Genomic DNA, 15,713 nt, shown 5'->3' on the forward strand with positions numbered 1-15,713 from the left:
TCCCCATGTGAGAGTAGGTCATCGTCAAGCTCTTAATCCCGAGCCCCGTCTGTATACACAGGCGGGGCTTTTTCTTTTTCCAGGCATTTCTTTTACTGCCGATAAGCCGGCATCGTATGACCACTGAGTCTGGGTATACGGCATTTCTCGACCGCTTTGTCATATCTTAACTTTCAGTGCTGTCTTATAATTCACTCAATTAAACTGCCATAGCAATGTGGAAATTATGATGAGTAAAGACAGGCTAGTTATTTTTGATACAACATTACGCGATGGAGAGCAAAGTCCCGGAGCGTCCATGACGCGCGATGAAAAAGTCCGTATTGCCCGAATGCTGGAGAAATTAAAAGTTGATGTCATTGAGGCTGGTTTTGCGATAGCAAGCCCGGGCGACTTTGAATCAGTACGTGCTGTAGCTGAAGCTGTTAAAGATTCAACAGTCTGCAGTTTAGCCAGGGCTGTTAAAGGTGACATCGAACGGGCAGCAGAAGCTATCAGGCCCGCGAATTCCGGCCGCATTCACACGTTTATTGCTACCTCACCGATCCACATGAAGTACAAGCTTCAGATGGAGCCACCAAAAGTCCTGGAGCAGGCCGTAGCTGCCGTTAAGTTGGCGCGCCAGTTTACTGATGATGTGGAATTCTCCCTGGAAGATGCCAGTCGTTCAGAGTTTGAATTCATGTGTCGCATCATCGAATCCGTGATCGCGGCGGGTGCCCGGACAATTAATTTGCCGGACACCGTCGGCTACGGCGAGCCGGGTGAATATGGGATGCTTTTTAGCCGATTAATTAGCGCGATTCCGAATGCGGACAAAGCCATTTTTTCTACGCATTGCCATAACGACCTGGGTTTGGCGGTGGCTAACTCTCTTTCCGCTGTGATGCATGGCGCGCGACAAGTGGAATGCACGATCAACGGACTGGGAGAGCGTGCGGGTAATGCTGCGCTGGAAGAAATAGTCATGGCGGTGAAAACCCGAAAAGATATGATGCCTGTCCAAACTACAATCGATACAACCCACATCGTCCCGACCTCCAGGTTGGTATCCAGTATTACCGGCTTTCCCGTGCAACCTAATAAAGCGATCGTGGGTGCAAATGCATTTGCCCACGAATCAGGTATTCACCAGGATGGTATTCTCAAGCATCGCGAAACCTACGAAATCATGCGTGCTGAAGATGTAGGTTGGAATACAAATAAACTGGTTTTGGGTAAGCACTCTGGACGAGCGGCTGTCAAAGCAAGATTTGAAGCATTAGGTATTTCTTTTGCAGACAGTGAAGCACTGAATGCTGCCTTTATACGCTTCAAAGATTTAGCCGATAAAAAGCACGAAGTTTTTGATGAAGACCTCCAGGCGTTGGTGAGCGATGCTCAACCCCATACCCTTCACGAGGCATACCAATTGGGTGAGATGGAAGTGATATGTAAAACCGGCATCAACCCCTATGCGAAGCTTGCAATTGTGGTAAATGGTGTAAATCAAACCTCAGAAGCGAGTGGAAGTGGTCCTGTAGATGCCACCTTTAAAGCAATTGAAAATGTCATTAGGAGTGGCGCACACCTTCAGCTGTATTCTGTGAATTCGATTACTGAAGGTACTGACTCGCAAGGAGACGTGACGGTTCGCCTGGAAAAGAATGGCGTTATTGTAAATGGTGTAGGCGCAGATACTGATATCGTAACCGCATCTGCCAAGGCTTACTTGCACGCGCTGAATCTGCTGCATTCACGCTCAGAAAAATCACATCCCCAGCGTGATGGAGTATAAGTTTTCATGAATGAGTATCAACGTCAGTCATATTTGACCTCGATGGGCATAGAGAACTATATGCCCCGCTGGCGTTTGGCTCTTGCTCCACTTCCTGTTGCATGCGAATTGCCGGCAGCTTCAGCACTACCGTCTGTAGTTGTGGAAGAGGAAGTCCATTCCTCTTCACAGACAGATACATCCTCTCGTGAAAGATCTTCTGGTCTGGATAAACCAGTTATGGTTGCAGATGTGCTGCGCGACCTGACGCTGGATCAATCGAAGAAAAACGCCTCGGTAAAGCTTGAGCCAGAAAGTATTAAGCCTGCAACGCCACCTTTAAATACCAAGACAATACCAGCCTTTTCATTAAGTATCTGGCGACCGCAGAATGATGTGTTGGTCATTGATTCGCGCAACACGCAATTAGCCTTGCCGACTGAACTGTTATTACAAAATATCTTCCGCGCTTTATATGGAGCGCATGCACACCCGGGAGTGGAAGGTGTGTTGCGGTGGCCATTAATTGATAATACTTTTGTGTCACGCACAGTTGATGATGCTCGCAGCGTTCTACAGGTTTGGTTGGAGGTTGAGTTGGAGCGCAGGCCTGTCAAGCAACTTCTGTTAATGGGACAGAATGCGGCGCAGTATTTTCTTGATGCAGAGGATTCATACGACGCTCTGCTATTTCATTCAAAAGATCTGCCACGCTTTTCTTCCCGTGCTCTCATTGCGCCAAGTCTTGTTGAATTGTTGCAAAAACCAGAACAAAAACCCAACTTATGGCGTGCGCTGCAATCATGGGACCGTGCTGCATAATCTATGTCTTCATCCGTTAGTTTGAAAACATCATCGGGTCTGCTGTTGGATATGCGTTTGCTAACAGCTAACGATCTTGCTGATGTCCTGCTGCTAGAGCGTAGTGTTCATTCTCACCCGTGGCGGCAATCGAGTTTTGAAGATTGTTTGCGTGGCCGCCAGCGCTGCTGGTTGGCTGAAAGTAAAGGAACACTTGTTGGGTATGTGGTTGTTGCCCACGGCGGTGGTGATGCTGAATTGTTGAATATTGCTGTAGCGCCGAGCTATCAACGGAAAGGTATCGGAAGCTGTTTATTGCAGTACGCCGTTGATTATGTAAAAGATCACGCGGACATGATGTTTCTGGAGGTCCGCGTTTCCAACCGCAAAGCGATAGAACTATATGCTCGTGAAGGTTTTTTTGAGGTTGGTCAGCGGAAAAACTACTACCCGACGGTAAACGGGCACGAAGATGCGTTGCTGATGGCTTGCCAGCTATAAATCTATTGTTTAACCGGTCGTTTCTGCAACTTACGCTGTAATGTTCGTCTGTGCATGCCCAGGCTGCGCGCCGTTGCAGAGATATTGCCATCATTTTCCTGCAAGACTTTCTGTATATGTTCCCATTCAAGCCGATCAACCGAGGGTGGGTTATTGGGAATCTCTAATGACTTGGTGGAGTGAAGATCGAATGCGGCGAGAATATCTTCAGTATCTGCAGGTTTACATAAATAATTCAGCGCCCCAAGTTTAATAGCTTCTACTGCAGTGGATATGCTTGAATATCCAGTCAACATGACAATGTCCAGAGATGGTTGCCGTGTTTTAAGTTCTCGAATTAACATGAGCCCGGATTCTTGTGCGAGCTTTAAATCTACGACGGCTTTGGTGAAGGTATGTTTGCTCAATAACAGCAGTGCACTTTTGCTATCGTCTGCTGAAAATGCATCGTGACCGCGCCGGGTAAGCGCTCTGCTGAGCATTTGGCATAGTGTCTGGTCATCGTCGACTAATAGAAAGGTTTCTTTTGATTGATGTATGGCCATAATCTTTATTCCAGATGCTGCAACGGCAGATGCAATTCGGTTAGCGTGCCATACGGTGAGCGATTGTAAAGATACACTTTGCCGCCGTACCGATTGATCGTGGCGTGGGTTAAAAACAATCCTAAACCCAAACCTTTTCCTTTTGTTGTGACAAAGGGCTTACCAAGTTGGCTGGCTATATCCATCGGTATGCCTGGACCGTTATCTTCGATTTTCCAGCGCATGGTCACTTGATCCCACTCGATGTAAATAAAGATGTTTTCAGGATTGGCATCAGCAGCATTATTTAGCAAGTTGATAATTGATTGCGCAATTGTCGGGTGCAGGCAGCAAACAATATTGGTGGAATTTTCGTTAATCTCTAATTTGGCAATGACATCCGGCCGCATGACTCGCCATCGTTCAATAATATCTTCGCAAAACTGTCGCAACGATTGCGGAGCAATTTGTCCATCCTTACCATATTCTGCTTTACCCACCAGGTGCTTCAGGGTGAGTGCGCATTGCTGAACCTGGTCTGATAGCACGTTCAAATCTTCGTATAACTGTGGTTCATGACGGTATTCATCGCGCAGTTCTGCTAATAGCACTTTCATGGTCGATAAGGGGGTACCTAACTCATGAGCGGTTCCCGCCGCTAGCGTGGCCACGGCCATCAACTGCTCATCACGCAAATCGTCTTCGCGCTTTTGATTTAGCAGTTCATCTTGCCTGCGCAGATCCTGAGCCATCTTCACGACAAAATAAGTAATCAGTGCAGCGCTGATGAAAAAATTCAACCACATCCCGAGGATATGGAGATTGATGTCCTGATGATCGCCATGATGATGTGTCGGGGACAATGCTGGTAGTGCTATGTGAAAAAATAGTAGGAGCGTATAACTGGCAATACACAGTGATGTGATGACCCAGGTATACGACCAGGATAATGTGGCTGCTGAGATACAAATCGGGACGAGAAAATAGGAAATAAAAGGATTATTGGCACCACCGCTGAAATAAAACAATGCGCTGAGGCACAGCACATCAAGCAGCAGCTGCACAAAGAACTCAATATCCGTGACGGGTACTTCACGGCGTAAACGCAGAGCGGTCAACCAGTTGATCGCGATAAAGGTTAACAAAATTGTTGCGAACGCCTGGTAAGGCAAGGTCAGATCACTGAAGATGAACGTTAAAACCGCTGTCGCACACAAACAAATGATCAGCAGCCAACGAATCATGACCAAATGGCGAAGATGTTGAGCCGGTGCGGCAAGCGTCAGCGGAAGTTTGTCGGTCATGGAATTCCACAGGATGATATTGGTCTGCATTGTGGCAGATTATAGCGAAAAGCACCGGTTAAACGATTTCCCTGTGGTGCGACATCTTGCCGCAGTCAGCGCGACAAATTGGGTGAAATCTCGGCTCCTGCCTGAAAGCCGAGGCGTGCTGGTGTATACTTTGCCGCTGTTTTTTCGCCTGTCTGATCGACGCTTTCTTTGATTTGTCGTTCCTTTTGATTTGTCGCTCCTTTGATTTAGAGGCACTACCTCAATTATGGCGCAATCGCTACAAGCTACCCTGATTGAGGGCCGGGTTTCGCAACAACTTAAAAATATGGCTATCCCCATGGTCTGGGGGTTGATGGCCACCATGTCACTTAATGCCGTAGATACTTTTTTTATCGCTCAGGTAGGTAGAGAGCCCTTGGCGGCACTGAGTTTTACTTTCCCGGTCATCATGATATTGACCAGCCTTGGTATCGGCTTGGGGGCCGGCACCTCATCGGCTGTGGCGCGCGCTATCGGAGAGGGTGACGCCCCCACCGCCCAGCGCCTCGCCACTGATGCTATGAGTCTGACGCTGCTGATCTCGGTCGTTATGTGTTTGATCGGCTGGATTTTTCTGGAGCCTATCTTCCTTACATTGGGCGCTACGCCGGAACTGATCCCACTGATTCGCAGCTATATGTCTATCTGGTTTTTCAGTGCGCCTTGTTTGATGGTACCTATGGTGAGTCTGGCCGCCTTACGTGCTATGGGAATGAGCCATATCCAGGGCTATCTGATGAGCGGCGCCGCCGTGCTCAACGCCATTCTGGACCCTATCTTTATCTTCGGCTTCCTCGGTTCGCCTGCGCTGGGTTTACAAGGGGCCGCTATTGCTACCCTTATCACACGTATCCTGATGGTACTGGTTGCACTTTATATTCTGCGTTATCGCGTCAGGATGGTGATCAACCCACTGATCGGATGGGCGCAACTGCGAGCGTCCTGGGGTGTGATTGTGCACGTTGGCATTCCTGCAATGGTCGCGAATGTGATTGTTCCTCTAGCCAGTGCTGTGGTGGTCATGATGGTGGCCCGATATGGCACTGATGCGGTTGCCGGACTGGGGATTGCCATGCGCATCGAGCCTCTGGCACTGATTGTTTTTTATGCATTGTCAGGGGTGATTGGACCCTTCTTCGGCCAGAATCTCGGCGCAGGAAAATATGATCGATTAATCGAAGCCCAACGGGTCCTCACGGTATTTTGTTTAGGATTCGGCATTTTGCTAGCCTTTGCCTTATGGCTCTTTGGTGACCTGATTGTGGGTGTTTTTGGTGATCACGCTGAGGTTATTGAAGTCGCTGTGCTGTATCTGGCTATCGTGCCGTTCAGCTACGGAGCCTATGGTGTGATCATGTCAGTCAATGCCGCCTTCAATGGTCTCGGCCACCCTTGGCCCGCCATGCTTATTTCGGCGGGGCGAGTGTTGTATATCTTTTTGCCTCTGGCGTTTCTTGGGCAATGGTTATGGCAGATGACGGGAATTTTTATTGCCACCGCCGTGGCTAACCTGATTATGGGATTCTGGGCATGGAGCTGGTTACAACAATATATCCAGCAGACCCAAAGTGAAGGGCGAACTACGCTATAATCGCGCCCGTTTTTCAATCTTCTACGATAGTACATTTATGACTGAATTAACCCGCGAACTGGCCAAGCGCCGCACCTTTGCCATTATTTCCCACCCGGATGCGGGTAAAACCACCATCACAGAAAAATTATTGTTGTGGGGTAATGCGATTCAATTGGCCGGTTCAGTTAAGGGCAAGCGTGGCCCTCACGCCAAGTCGGACTGGATGACCATGGAGCAGGAGCGGGGAATTTCGGTCACCTCATCGGTCATGCAATTTCCTTACAAAGGGCGGATCGTTAATTTGCTGGATACGCCCGGGCACGAGGACTTTTCCGAAGATACCTACCGTACCCTGACCGCGGTGGATTCTGTGCTGATGATGATCGACGGCGCAAAAGGGGTAGAGGATCGTACGATTAAGCTGATGGAAGTGTGTCGATTGCGCGATACGCCGATTCTTTCATTTATCAACAAGATGGATCGTGAGAGCCGTAGTCCGGTGGAGTTACTGGATGAGATCGAAAGCGTACTGAAGATCACCTCCGCTCCGATTAACTGGCCCCTCGGTTCCGGAAAAGATTTTGTTGGCGTTTACAATTTTTATACCGACACCATCCATGTCTACCAGCAAGGGAAGGGCCACACTATTCCGGAGGATATCCAGATCAAAGGATTGGATAGTGCAGAAGCCAGTCAATTATTGGGTAGTTACGCTGGCGATATTCGCGAAGAGATTGACTTCGTACGGGGTGCTACGCATCAGTTTGATATCAATGAGTATCTTGCCGGGCGAATGACCCCGGTATTCTTCGGCACCGCATTAGGCAACTTCGGCGTGCGCGAAATGCTGGATGGCTTTGTCGAGTGGGCACCAACGCCGCGTAGTCGCGCGGCGAAAGAACGGGTGGTGGAAGCGGCCGAAGACAAATTCAGCGGCTTCGTTTTTAAGATCCAGGCCAACATGGACCCTAAACACCGCGACCGCATCGCTTTTATGCGCGTCTGCTCGGGTGTTTATCACCAGGGTATGAAGATGCGTCACGTGCGCCTGGCAAAAGATATCCGAATTGCCGATGCGGTGACATTTATGGCGGGCGACCGCAGCGCAGTAGAAGAGGCCATGGCCGGTGACATTATCGGTTTACACAATCACGGCACCATCCAGATCGGAGACACGTTCACGGAAGGGGAAGAGCTCAAGTTCACCGGCATCCCGCATTTTGCGCCGGAATTGTTTCGCCGAATCCGTTTGAAAGATCCACTCAAAGCCAAGCAGTTACAAAAAGGGTTGCAACAGCTTTCTGAAGAAGGTTCAACACAGGTATTTTTTCCGCTGAACAACAACGATATTGTGGTCGGTGCAGTCGGTGTGCTGCAATTTGAGGTGGTGGCCTATCGCCTGAAGGATGAGTATAAAGTGGAAGCCATCTATGAGCAGGTCAACGTAACGACGGCGCGTTGGGTTGATTGTACCGATGCAAAAAAACTGGAAGAATTTAAACGTAAATGCGCTGATAACCTGGCGCTGGATGGTGGGGGGCATTTAACATACCTCGCTCCTACACGGGTTAACCTGTCATTGACGGAAGAACGCCACCCGGATGTCCACTTCCGTGCAACACGGGAACATTAAGTCCATGTTGGCTACACTGGTACTGACAATATTGATCTTTGTTACAGTGCTGGTGGTTTTGATGTGGGTGCGTACACCGCGTTACCGTATCCAGCGACATAACGTGATTACACTGCTTGAGTTGGTATTGAGTGGTCAGGCCAGCGAGAATGACTGGCGGGTATTTGAGGCGATACCGTTGCGCCACAACCCTGAACTGGATGAAATTCGCAACCGCTGTATGGAGATAGAAGAGCGCGAATACATCGGCACCGGCCGTAGTGGATTCCTGTTTTCCCAGCAAGGGCTGGATGAGTTGCGCGAACTCTTGCAAAGCTTGCAGGAAAAAGAAAAGGAAGAGTCATCGAAGGAAAAAGACCGGCGTTGATAGTCAATGTGTTTGAGGTAGATTTTCGTGTGTTGATCAATGTGACCTTTATGGCGCATCACATTGCAGCGTAATTTATGTCTACAGGGGACGCATGTGAGTATCGCGAATGATAATAAAGACCTCGTATGGGATCTGGAAGCCTTTAACCAGCGCCAGCGGGCCATCGATTTTGTTATGGGTTTTGAAAACCGGCTGTGTGTGTTTTCTGGATCGGTTGAGCAGCTTTATACCAACTACAATATTTTTTTCCCCAAAGAAGAAGACCGCAAGCTGGTCATTCTGCCTAACCCCTACGCGCCCCATGATACATTTAATGGCATCCCGGCAGAGTCGGTAAGTGCCACGGGTTTGAATATCCTTCCAGGCATTCATCAAGGCAAGCCTGCACTGTTTCTTTCAATTCCGTTTCGGGGCGGTCCCAGTAAATATAAAAATGTACCCCTGCAGATGGGCTTGCGTGTCGTCCGGCAGCAACTGCCACCCAACAAGCCCTTTTTGCCGGTGTTGATGAAAGGGGATTTGCGCGAGCTTGATGCATCGACGCCATGCTTGCACCTGCATGCGATACACCTGGACCGTTTGGTTGAGCATTCGGAACTGGAACGGAAAAGCATTCAGAAAGTGATCGAACAGCGGCTCAGCAAACTTTCTTAGGGCCAAAAAAACCACCTTGCGGTGGTTTTTTATCACACGATACGGCGTTTATTTTGGTAGCGCGAAAGTGATAGGCGCCGAGAACTCAAAGCCTGAACCAGGAATTGCATCTGGCATCGCCGGAAAGGGCGCCGACCGCTGAACGGCTTCCCAGGCTTCTTTATTTAATGTGTCATGACGAGTCTCTTCCAGCCAGGACATGCTCTTGATGTTGCCTTGTCGGTCAATAGCCACGGAAATCCGCACCCCACCCTCATGACCACGATCCAGCGCGCGACGTGGATATTTCACATTGGTACGAATTTTTTTCAATAAATCTGACACGTAGAACTGGCGAGCCAACAGTGATTGGGCCGTCAGTGCAGGTTCGTTGTCCTCTTCCTCCTCTTCCTGCCGTGATGGCGTCGCCGCCACGGGGCGCGGTTGTTCCTTTGGCTCCGGTCTTGCGGCTACCGCCGGCTTCTCCGGTTCCGGCTTGGGTGTTTCCTCTGCTAGCTTCGGAAGCTCGACTTTTGGCGTTTCGATGACCGGCGTTGCCGGTGCTGGAGTGGGGGTTGGTTGCGGCTTGGGTGCGGGTTTAACGGCGGCAACTGCAGGTTTCTCCTGCTCGGGTTCAGCTGGTTGGGTCCAGGCGGTCACGGCGGCTACGCGCGCAGCGGATGGCTGGATACGATCATAACGGCTGCGCAAATCCGCATTCACATTGCCGACTTTTAGTAATTCTTCCCGGTAGGTCGATGACAAGGGAACCCGACCGACCCAGGTACGCAGCAGCATAGGGAAAAACTGGTCATCAGCAATGCGTCCCAACTGCACCTTATTAACTGAAACGCTCAGTCCCTGGCCTGGTGTTTGAGCAAACACGATGTGATCGTTGGCTTCCAGGCGCCCTTTGAACAAACCGTCAAACTGCACCATATTATCTGCCTGGGCAGTCAGAAGACTGTTGGTGTTATTGATCGCCATGCCTTCAATCCACATACGGCTGAAGCGGCGAATCATCATGCCGTCTGGATTTACAATTTTGAGTTCCATTCTCATGGCCGAATTGCTGTTAATCAGTGTATCTGCATCGTCCGTTAAGGTTTCCGAATAGATTGCACCGATAAATTGTTCGTTGCCCAGCTCCTGGTGCAAGGCCAGGCCATTGAGCAAAGGCTCCGCCTGGGCATACGAGCAAAAGAAAATGAAAAGCGCAGATAGATAGTCAGGTATTCTTGGTTTTAGACGCATAGGGTTACATCTCTGATTATTTTTTATGAAATAAACCGACGAAAATAAAGGGAAAGCATAGATTCACTTATAAGCTTTCCGGCAGTATGTCAGGTATAAAAGTATAGTACAGAATGTGGGTCAGATTGAACTTTGGCCGCCTGCTCTGCGGCAGCAAATACTACTCTACAGAAAAATAGCGCTACTGCAAGCCAGCGGTATCCCTGTCCTGTTTACCGGTCCAGATAATTCGCTTTTGGTTAATCATCTCGTGCCGTAATGTACTAATATGTAACAAAGTCCAGGTTGAGCGTCCCGACCTCGGCTCGGTTGAGCATCATTAATTGTGTTGTGACTTGGTTGTTTACGCAGGATAGGAAATGGAAATAAAACCGCTGCACAAGTTTCCCAGAGATACGCTTGAACAGCTGTTATCGGGAATCTCTTTCTTTAAAGCAGTTAAGCAGCAAGACTCTTGGCAATATGAGTTGTTACTCCAATCCTCACGCATTATTTCCTACATTCCCGGCGAAATTGTACTAAAACGGGGCGATACAGATGATTGGCTTTATTTCTTGCTGAAAGGTCGTCTGGCTGTGTATGTTGATGACTTGGGCAGAGGTGAGTTAGTGAATTACGTGACGCCCGGCGAGGTGTTCGGTGATCTTGCACGCTTGGTAGGACAACCGCGTACCGCGACCGTGATCGCTGATGAAGCAAGCCGACAGTCCATGGTCTTCGCAATGGATTGTAGTATTTTCGATGACCTTTCCTCTAACCGTCCTATTACCCTTCAGACCAAATTAATTTATTACCGTAATACGGTGCATAACTTACGATGGAAGCTGGAAGTTTACAGGGCGCAACACTTACAGCACGAGTTGGCAAATCGGCACCGCCAAGTCCGGCTGTATGCGGGTATAAAGGATACCCGGGAAGAGCTGGCATCGCTCCATGAACAAGCCAAGGCATTGGCTCTTTTATTGCTGGAATGGAATACCGAATTTGGAGCACCAATGGATGCCACCGCCGTTCGAGCTAGTGACCATCAATCGTTGGATGAGTAGTTAATAATCCCTCTTTAGTCCTTCTATAACCAATCGGCTACTTTATTCCTGGCTACGCACTGTGCCAGAGAGGCTGCTAGACTATTTATCGATACCCATTTTGATTACAGTGTGCAGCGCCGGTTGCTACTGCAGGTTAATGCTACCCATGAAATTTGAAGATTTGAAATTAACATACGGTTATCCCTTGCAGCTGCAAGTTAACAACAGTGCGGGCCAACCGGAGCGTTTCTCGTGCCGTCTTATTGGTTGCATGCCGGGGCGGAGTATTCTGTTATCGGTACCACGGGCATCCGGCAAACTATTACGTTTCAGGGCCGGCCAAAAAATGGTTGTTCGGATGATGGTTGATAACGGGATAGGTCTCTTTGCAAGTGTTGTCGAAACACAAACAGCAGAACCCTACCCGATATTGCATGTGAGTTACCCGGAGCAAGTGAGCTTTAAAGGAATACGGGGGGCGACAAGAGTTAATGTAGACCTGCCTATTCAGGTGAAAAACCTCAGCGTCATTAACGAAGAAGTGATGAAAGGAACGATTGCAGACATCAGTATTTCCGGGGCTCGTATGGAATTATTGGAGCCGGTAGGGGAAATCGGTGACAAGATAAGGATCAGTGCCCGGGTGACCATCCTAAATATGGTTCGCGAGTTAATGGTGGATGCGATTATTCGGTCGAGGCTTGAGCGAAGTACCCAGGAAGCTGACAAAAACTTACCTGCAGTTTACGGCGTGGAGTTTACCGAGGAGGACGAAGAAAAGCGTTTGCTGTTATGCGCCTATGTATTTGGGCAAATTGTAGACGAACAGCAATTAACCCCTGCGTAAACCGGTATTGCTTCACCGGAAAAGAAAAAGGCGCTCAAATGAGCGCCTTTTTCTTTTCCAAACCCGAAGTGACTGATTAAGCGGTCACAGCAGGAGTGGCAGCCTTGGGCTTGCGGCCACGTTTTGCAGGAGTTGCGCCGGCAACAGCTGCTTTCTTCGCGGCAGGCTTTTTCTTGGCTACAGCTTTTTTCGCGGCCTTTTTAGCAGGTGCTTTTTTGGCTACTGCTTTCTTCGCGGCGGGCTTGGCAGCCGCCGGAGCAGCTTTCTTGGCTGCGCGAGGAGCTTTTTTAGCGGCGGCTTTTGAGCGTGCAGCAGCTTTTTTGGCTGCAGCTTTAGCGCGTGCAGCAGCTTTTTTCTCAGCGGCTTTCTTCTTGGTTGCAGCTTTTTTGGCAGCTACTTTGGCTTTGGCAGCGGCTTTTTTCGCGGCCAGTTTGGCTTTAGCGGCGGCTTTCTTTTCAGCTACTTTAGCTTTAGCGGCTGCTTTTTTGGCAGCCAGTTTGTTTTTCGCGGCAGCTTTTTTCGCGGCAGCTTTCAAACGCTTGGCAACCACAGCTTCAGCTTTGGCAACAGCCTTGTCATGGGCTGCGGCCATTTTGTTAGCAGATTTAATGGTGGCAGCTTCTTTTTTCGCATTGGCAACCGCTTGTTTGGCAGCAGCAGCAGCTTTTTTGGCGCTTGCAAGTTCTGCTTTAGCGGCAGTGACTTGTTTTGCAGCAGCCGGAGTCTTCTTCTTGGAAGCAGCAGCCAGTTTGCTTTGAGCAGATTTTACCTGGGCAGATGCTTTGGCAGCGTCTTTAGACAGTGCCGAAACTTGTTTTTGGAGATCAGCAGCTTGAGCGACACGCGCTTTTGCCAACTGGGCTTTCAATTGAGCTAATTGCTGTTCTAAATTTGCAACAGCATCAACCGCTTTGGATTTACGTGCAGCCATGGTGTGTTTCCTTTATTGTTTTCGGAAAGAGTTTATAAAACGGATTAAAACTTCCAACACGCATAAGTTAAAACTTTATGGAAAAAATTCAAGTTTTTTGAAGAGTTTTGACGGAAAAAATGCGTTTTTTTTCTATTTTTTATCAAAAATGACCTGCCGCAACCTTCGAACGGAACATTTTTTTGTATTTTTTCAAAAAGCGTAACTCTGCCGGGGTTTTATCTTCGGTTAAAAATTTACGGAGCTGCCGGTCAAAACTTCCCCTTTTTTGGAATTGCTGCGAGCTGAATTTTTTACACAAAGACACTTTGCCTGGTGTGAATGATGAACAGGTCTTTAATTTTAATGAGCAAGCGAGTGAGGTATTTCTGATGGGATAAAGTGAAAGCATTCACGCTTGAGCGGTAAAAAAAGTGTTCTTTTTCTCCCTGATCCAAATCGCATGCACTTGTGCTGTTAGCGGCAACCAGGTTCTGTGAAGACTTTTCAGGCATGTGCGCCCGAATCTGATATCCAGAAAAACGCATTTTGTTCTGCATCCTTGGTGTACTTCTCTTCAGAAAAGTTTCACCGCTGGCCTGTGCGGCAGTATATCTCTCCCAATGATGCAACGTTCCCAATAGGCGCAACTCTCCATTAGCTGTAGATATCCATCGCTCCTGAGCTTTCGGTACTGCTGATAAGTTTGCTGGGCGCCGCTAAAAAGACATGGTGTGGCGTCGTGGGCTTTTAATATACTGTTTGTATAAACAGTGTTTTATTGGATAATGGTGTTTTTCACCGGTTAATAGCTTGTTGAGGCCTTCGTTGCGAAAAATTATCCACTGCGATGCAGATTGCTTTTTTGCTGCGATAGAAATGCGTGATGATCCTTCGTTACGCAATTTGCCTATTGCTGTAGGTGGTGGGGCGGATAAGCGCGGAGTAATTTCCACCTGTAACTACGAAGCGCGCCGGTATGGAGTGCATTCGGCAATGCCATCCGCAACCGCTCGCCGGTTGTGTCCGGATTTGATAATTCTGCCGCACCGAATGGATGTGTATCGCGAGGTATCCCTACGTATGCGCCATATTTTTTATGAGTACACAGACCTGGTCGAACCATTGTCGTTGGATGAGGCATTTCTTGATGTCACAGATTCGCCCTACTGCGATGGCAGTGCAACGAGAATTGCACAGCTCATCCGTAGACGAATCGAACAAGAATTGGGGATTACCGTTTCCGCCGGAGTCGCGCCGAATAAATTCCTGGCTAAAGTGGCCAGCGATTGGAAAAAGCCGAACGGCTTGTTTGTTATCACGCCGGCGCAAATAGATCACTTTGTGCAACAACTGCCGGTGCGTAAGATCCACGGGGTCGGCAAGGCTACTGCAGCACGGCTGGCACAAATGAATGTGAAAACCTGCGGTGACCTGCAACGTTTTTCGGTGTTTGAGTTATCTCAGCGGTATGGTCAGTTTGGCCAACGGCTTTATGATCTCAGTCGAGGGCGGGATGACCGCCAGGTCGTCCCCAGCCGAAGGCGCAAGTCACTCAGTGTTGAGCACACCTATCCTCAGGATTTGCCCGATTTGTCTTGCTGTCTGCATCAATTTCCTGAACTGCTGCAAACTTTGGCAAGCCGGTTGCGGCGTCTGGACGACGACTACCAGGTAGTGAAAATATTTGTAAAGCTTAAGTTTACGGATTTCACCAGTACGACCATTGAGCGCACAGGGCAATCGTTAAGCATGGCTGATTATCAGACTTTATGCTCCCAGGCCTTTGAGCGCGGTAACCACCGCCCTGTCAGGCTGCTGGGGGTGGGGGTGAGGTTCATTGACTTGCGGGAGGACCAGGCATACTACCAACTGGATTTATTTGACTAGACGGGAACTTGGGGAGAAACAAAGGCTCTATGGCCGGATCTGCCGGTGGTATGTCGTGGGCTGTCGGCCCGGTTGATGCTGGCCCTTTTGCCGGGTTTCATGCCAATAAAGCATTAGTCATTCGCCCTGGAAAACTGATAAGATTGTCGCCTTGCTGTGCCTGCGCGGCATCTATATAACACTAGCAATACATAACACTAGAGGAGTAATCGCGGTGAGCCGAAGAAAAAAAGGCCGTAGTGCTGACGAGTCTAACGATATCGATCTGACCCCTATGTTGGACGTGGTCTTTATCATGTTGATCTTCTTTATCGTAACCGCTTCGTTTGTTAAAGAAATCGGTATCGATGTTAATATCCCGGAAGATAACAACAATCCACCACCACCAGATGCCCCTCAGAATATTCTCGTGCGCATCACCGCTGACAACCAGATTTGGATGGAAGATCGCCGCGTAGATGAGCGCGCTGTGCGTTCAAACATTGAGCGTATGCGTGCTGAATTACCCAAGGCAACCGTGATTATTTCTGCCGACCCTAAAGCACACGCAGGCACTTATGTCCTGGTTGCCGATGCGGCGCGCGAAGCGAAGGCCCCAAATGTAGTACTGGCCCCGATAAAACAGTGATGGATGCTGGTTAAAATAAGCCCCGGTGTTA

At 48.9% G+C, this 15,713-nt stretch carries 17 protein-coding genes; 11 read left to right on the forward strand and 6 right to left on the reverse strand.

Annotation, left to right across the window (positions count from 1 at the left end; genetic code table 11):
* Nucleotides 1-229 precede the first annotated feature (229 nt).
* The 3 genes from ACSV5M_RS19040 to rimI are packed head-to-tail and all read left to right on the forward strand — an operon-like array spanning nt 230 to nt 3,058.
* On the forward strand, nt 230-1,777 hold the full coding sequence (locus ACSV5M_RS19040; RefSeq protein WP_439178282.1) for a 2-isopropylmalate synthase: 1,548 nt from the start codon (nt 230-232) through the stop codon (nt 1,775-1,777).
* 6 nt (nt 1,778-1,783) lie between these two features.
* Nucleotides 1,784-2,578, forward strand: a complete 795-nt coding sequence (locus tag ACSV5M_RS19045; RefSeq protein ID WP_439178176.1) for a hypothetical protein — start codon at nt 1,784-1,786, stop codon at nt 2,576-2,578.
* Between the two features lie 3 nt (nt 2,579-2,581).
* Complete coding sequence (rimI, locus tag ACSV5M_RS19050) at nt 2,582-3,058, forward strand: ribosomal protein S18-alanine N-acetyltransferase (protein ID WP_439178178.1); 477 nt, start codon at nt 2,582-2,584, stop codon at nt 3,056-3,058.
* A gap of 2 nt (nt 3,059-3,060) precedes the next feature.
* On the opposite strand, the gene ACSV5M_RS19055 is transcribed toward rimI, so the two are convergent.
* A complete protein-coding gene (locus ACSV5M_RS19055) occupies nt 3,061-3,603 on the reverse strand; it encodes a response regulator transcription factor (RefSeq protein WP_439178179.1) in 543 nt (180 codons plus the stop codon).
* Between the two features lie 5 nt (nt 3,604-3,608).
* A complete protein-coding gene (locus tag ACSV5M_RS19060) occupies nt 3,609-4,886 on the reverse strand; it encodes an ATP-binding protein (RefSeq protein ID WP_439178180.1) in 1,278 nt (425 codons plus the stop codon).
* Between the two features lie 256 nt (nt 4,887-5,142).
* Here ACSV5M_RS19060 and ACSV5M_RS19065 point away from each other — a divergent pair, with 256 nt between their 5' ends.
* On the forward strand, nt 5,143-6,507 hold the full coding sequence (locus ACSV5M_RS19065) for an MATE family efflux transporter (protein WP_439178181.1): 1,365 nt from the start codon (nt 5,143-5,145) through the stop codon (nt 6,505-6,507).
* 37 nt (nt 6,508-6,544) lie between these two features.
* A complete protein-coding gene (prfC, locus tag ACSV5M_RS19070) occupies nt 6,545-8,122 on the forward strand; it encodes a peptide chain release factor 3 (RefSeq protein ID WP_439178182.1) in 1,578 nt (525 codons plus the stop codon).
* On the opposite strand, the gene ACSV5M_RS19075 is transcribed toward prfC, so the two are convergent.
* Entirely contained in the window at nt 8,066-8,185 is a 120-nt protein-coding gene (locus ACSV5M_RS19075) for a hypothetical protein (RefSeq protein ID WP_439178283.1), read from the reverse strand. The genes prfC and ACSV5M_RS19075 overlap by 57 nt on opposite strands.
* Between ACSV5M_RS19075 and ACSV5M_RS19080 the strand changes: the two genes are divergently transcribed.
* Both ACSV5M_RS19080 and ACSV5M_RS19085 read left to right on the forward strand, forming a co-directional pair.
* A complete protein-coding gene (locus ACSV5M_RS19080) occupies nt 8,184-8,489 on the forward strand; it encodes a hypothetical protein (protein ID WP_439178284.1) in 306 nt (101 codons plus the stop codon). The two genes, ACSV5M_RS19075 and ACSV5M_RS19080, sit on opposite strands and share 2 nt — an antisense overlap.
* Before the next feature lie 96 nt (nt 8,490-8,585).
* Nucleotides 8,586-9,146: a hypothetical protein gene (locus tag ACSV5M_RS19085; protein WP_439178183.1), complete on the forward strand. Its 561-nt coding sequence runs from the start codon at nt 8,586-8,588 to the stop codon at nt 9,144-9,146.
* 48 nt (nt 9,147-9,194) lie between these two features.
* Here the strand turns inward: ACSV5M_RS19085 and ACSV5M_RS19090 are convergent, their stop codons facing one another.
* Nucleotides 9,195-10,301, reverse strand: a complete 1,107-nt coding sequence (locus ACSV5M_RS19090; RefSeq protein WP_439178184.1) for a TonB family protein — start codon at nt 10,299-10,301, stop codon at nt 9,195-9,197.
* A 437-nt stretch (nt 10,302-10,738) separates the two neighbouring features.
* On the opposite strand from ACSV5M_RS19090, the gene ACSV5M_RS19095 reads away from it, so the two are divergent.
* Both ACSV5M_RS19095 and ACSV5M_RS19100 read left to right on the forward strand, forming a co-directional pair.
* Nucleotides 10,739-11,425 carry a cyclic nucleotide-binding domain-containing protein gene (locus tag ACSV5M_RS19095; RefSeq protein ID WP_439178186.1) on the forward strand — a complete coding sequence of 229 codons (687 nt, stop codon included), beginning with the start codon at nt 10,739-10,741 and terminating at the stop codon, nt 11,423-11,425.
* Between the two features lie 148 nt (nt 11,426-11,573).
* Nucleotides 11,574-12,254, forward strand: a complete 681-nt coding sequence (locus ACSV5M_RS19100) for a flagellar brake protein (protein ID WP_439178188.1) — start codon at nt 11,574-11,576, stop codon at nt 12,252-12,254.
* A gap of 76 nt (nt 12,255-12,330) precedes the next feature.
* Here ACSV5M_RS19100 and ACSV5M_RS19105 read toward each other — a convergent pair whose 3' ends face one another.
* Entirely contained in the window at nt 12,331-13,185 is an 855-nt protein-coding gene (locus ACSV5M_RS19105; protein WP_439178190.1) for a hypothetical protein, read from the reverse strand.
* A gap of 293 nt (nt 13,186-13,478) precedes the next feature.
* Nucleotides 13,479-13,712: a hypothetical protein gene (locus ACSV5M_RS19110; RefSeq protein ID WP_439178191.1), complete on the reverse strand. Its 234-nt coding sequence runs from the start codon at nt 13,710-13,712 to the stop codon at nt 13,479-13,481.
* 280 nt (nt 13,713-13,992) lie between these two features.
* Between ACSV5M_RS19110 and dinB the strand changes: the two genes are divergently transcribed.
* The gene (gene dinB, locus ACSV5M_RS19115) at nt 13,993-15,054 is read left to right on the forward strand and encodes a DNA polymerase IV (RefSeq protein WP_439178192.1); all 1,062 of its coding nucleotides are present in this window, start codon (nt 13,993-13,995) and stop codon (nt 15,052-15,054) included.
* Nucleotides 15,055-15,268: 214 nt separating this feature from the next.
* On the forward strand, nt 15,269-15,682 hold the full coding sequence (locus ACSV5M_RS19120) for an ExbD/TolR family protein (protein ID WP_439178193.1): 414 nt from the start codon (nt 15,269-15,271) through the stop codon (nt 15,680-15,682).
* The last annotated feature ends 31 nt before the right edge of the window (nt 15,683-15,713 follow it).

This window comes from Cellvibrio sp. ARAG 10.3 (assembly GCF_051846955.1).
In the GTDB taxonomy this organism is placed as follows: domain Bacteria; phylum Pseudomonadota; class Gammaproteobacteria; order Pseudomonadales; family Cellvibrionaceae; genus Cellvibrio.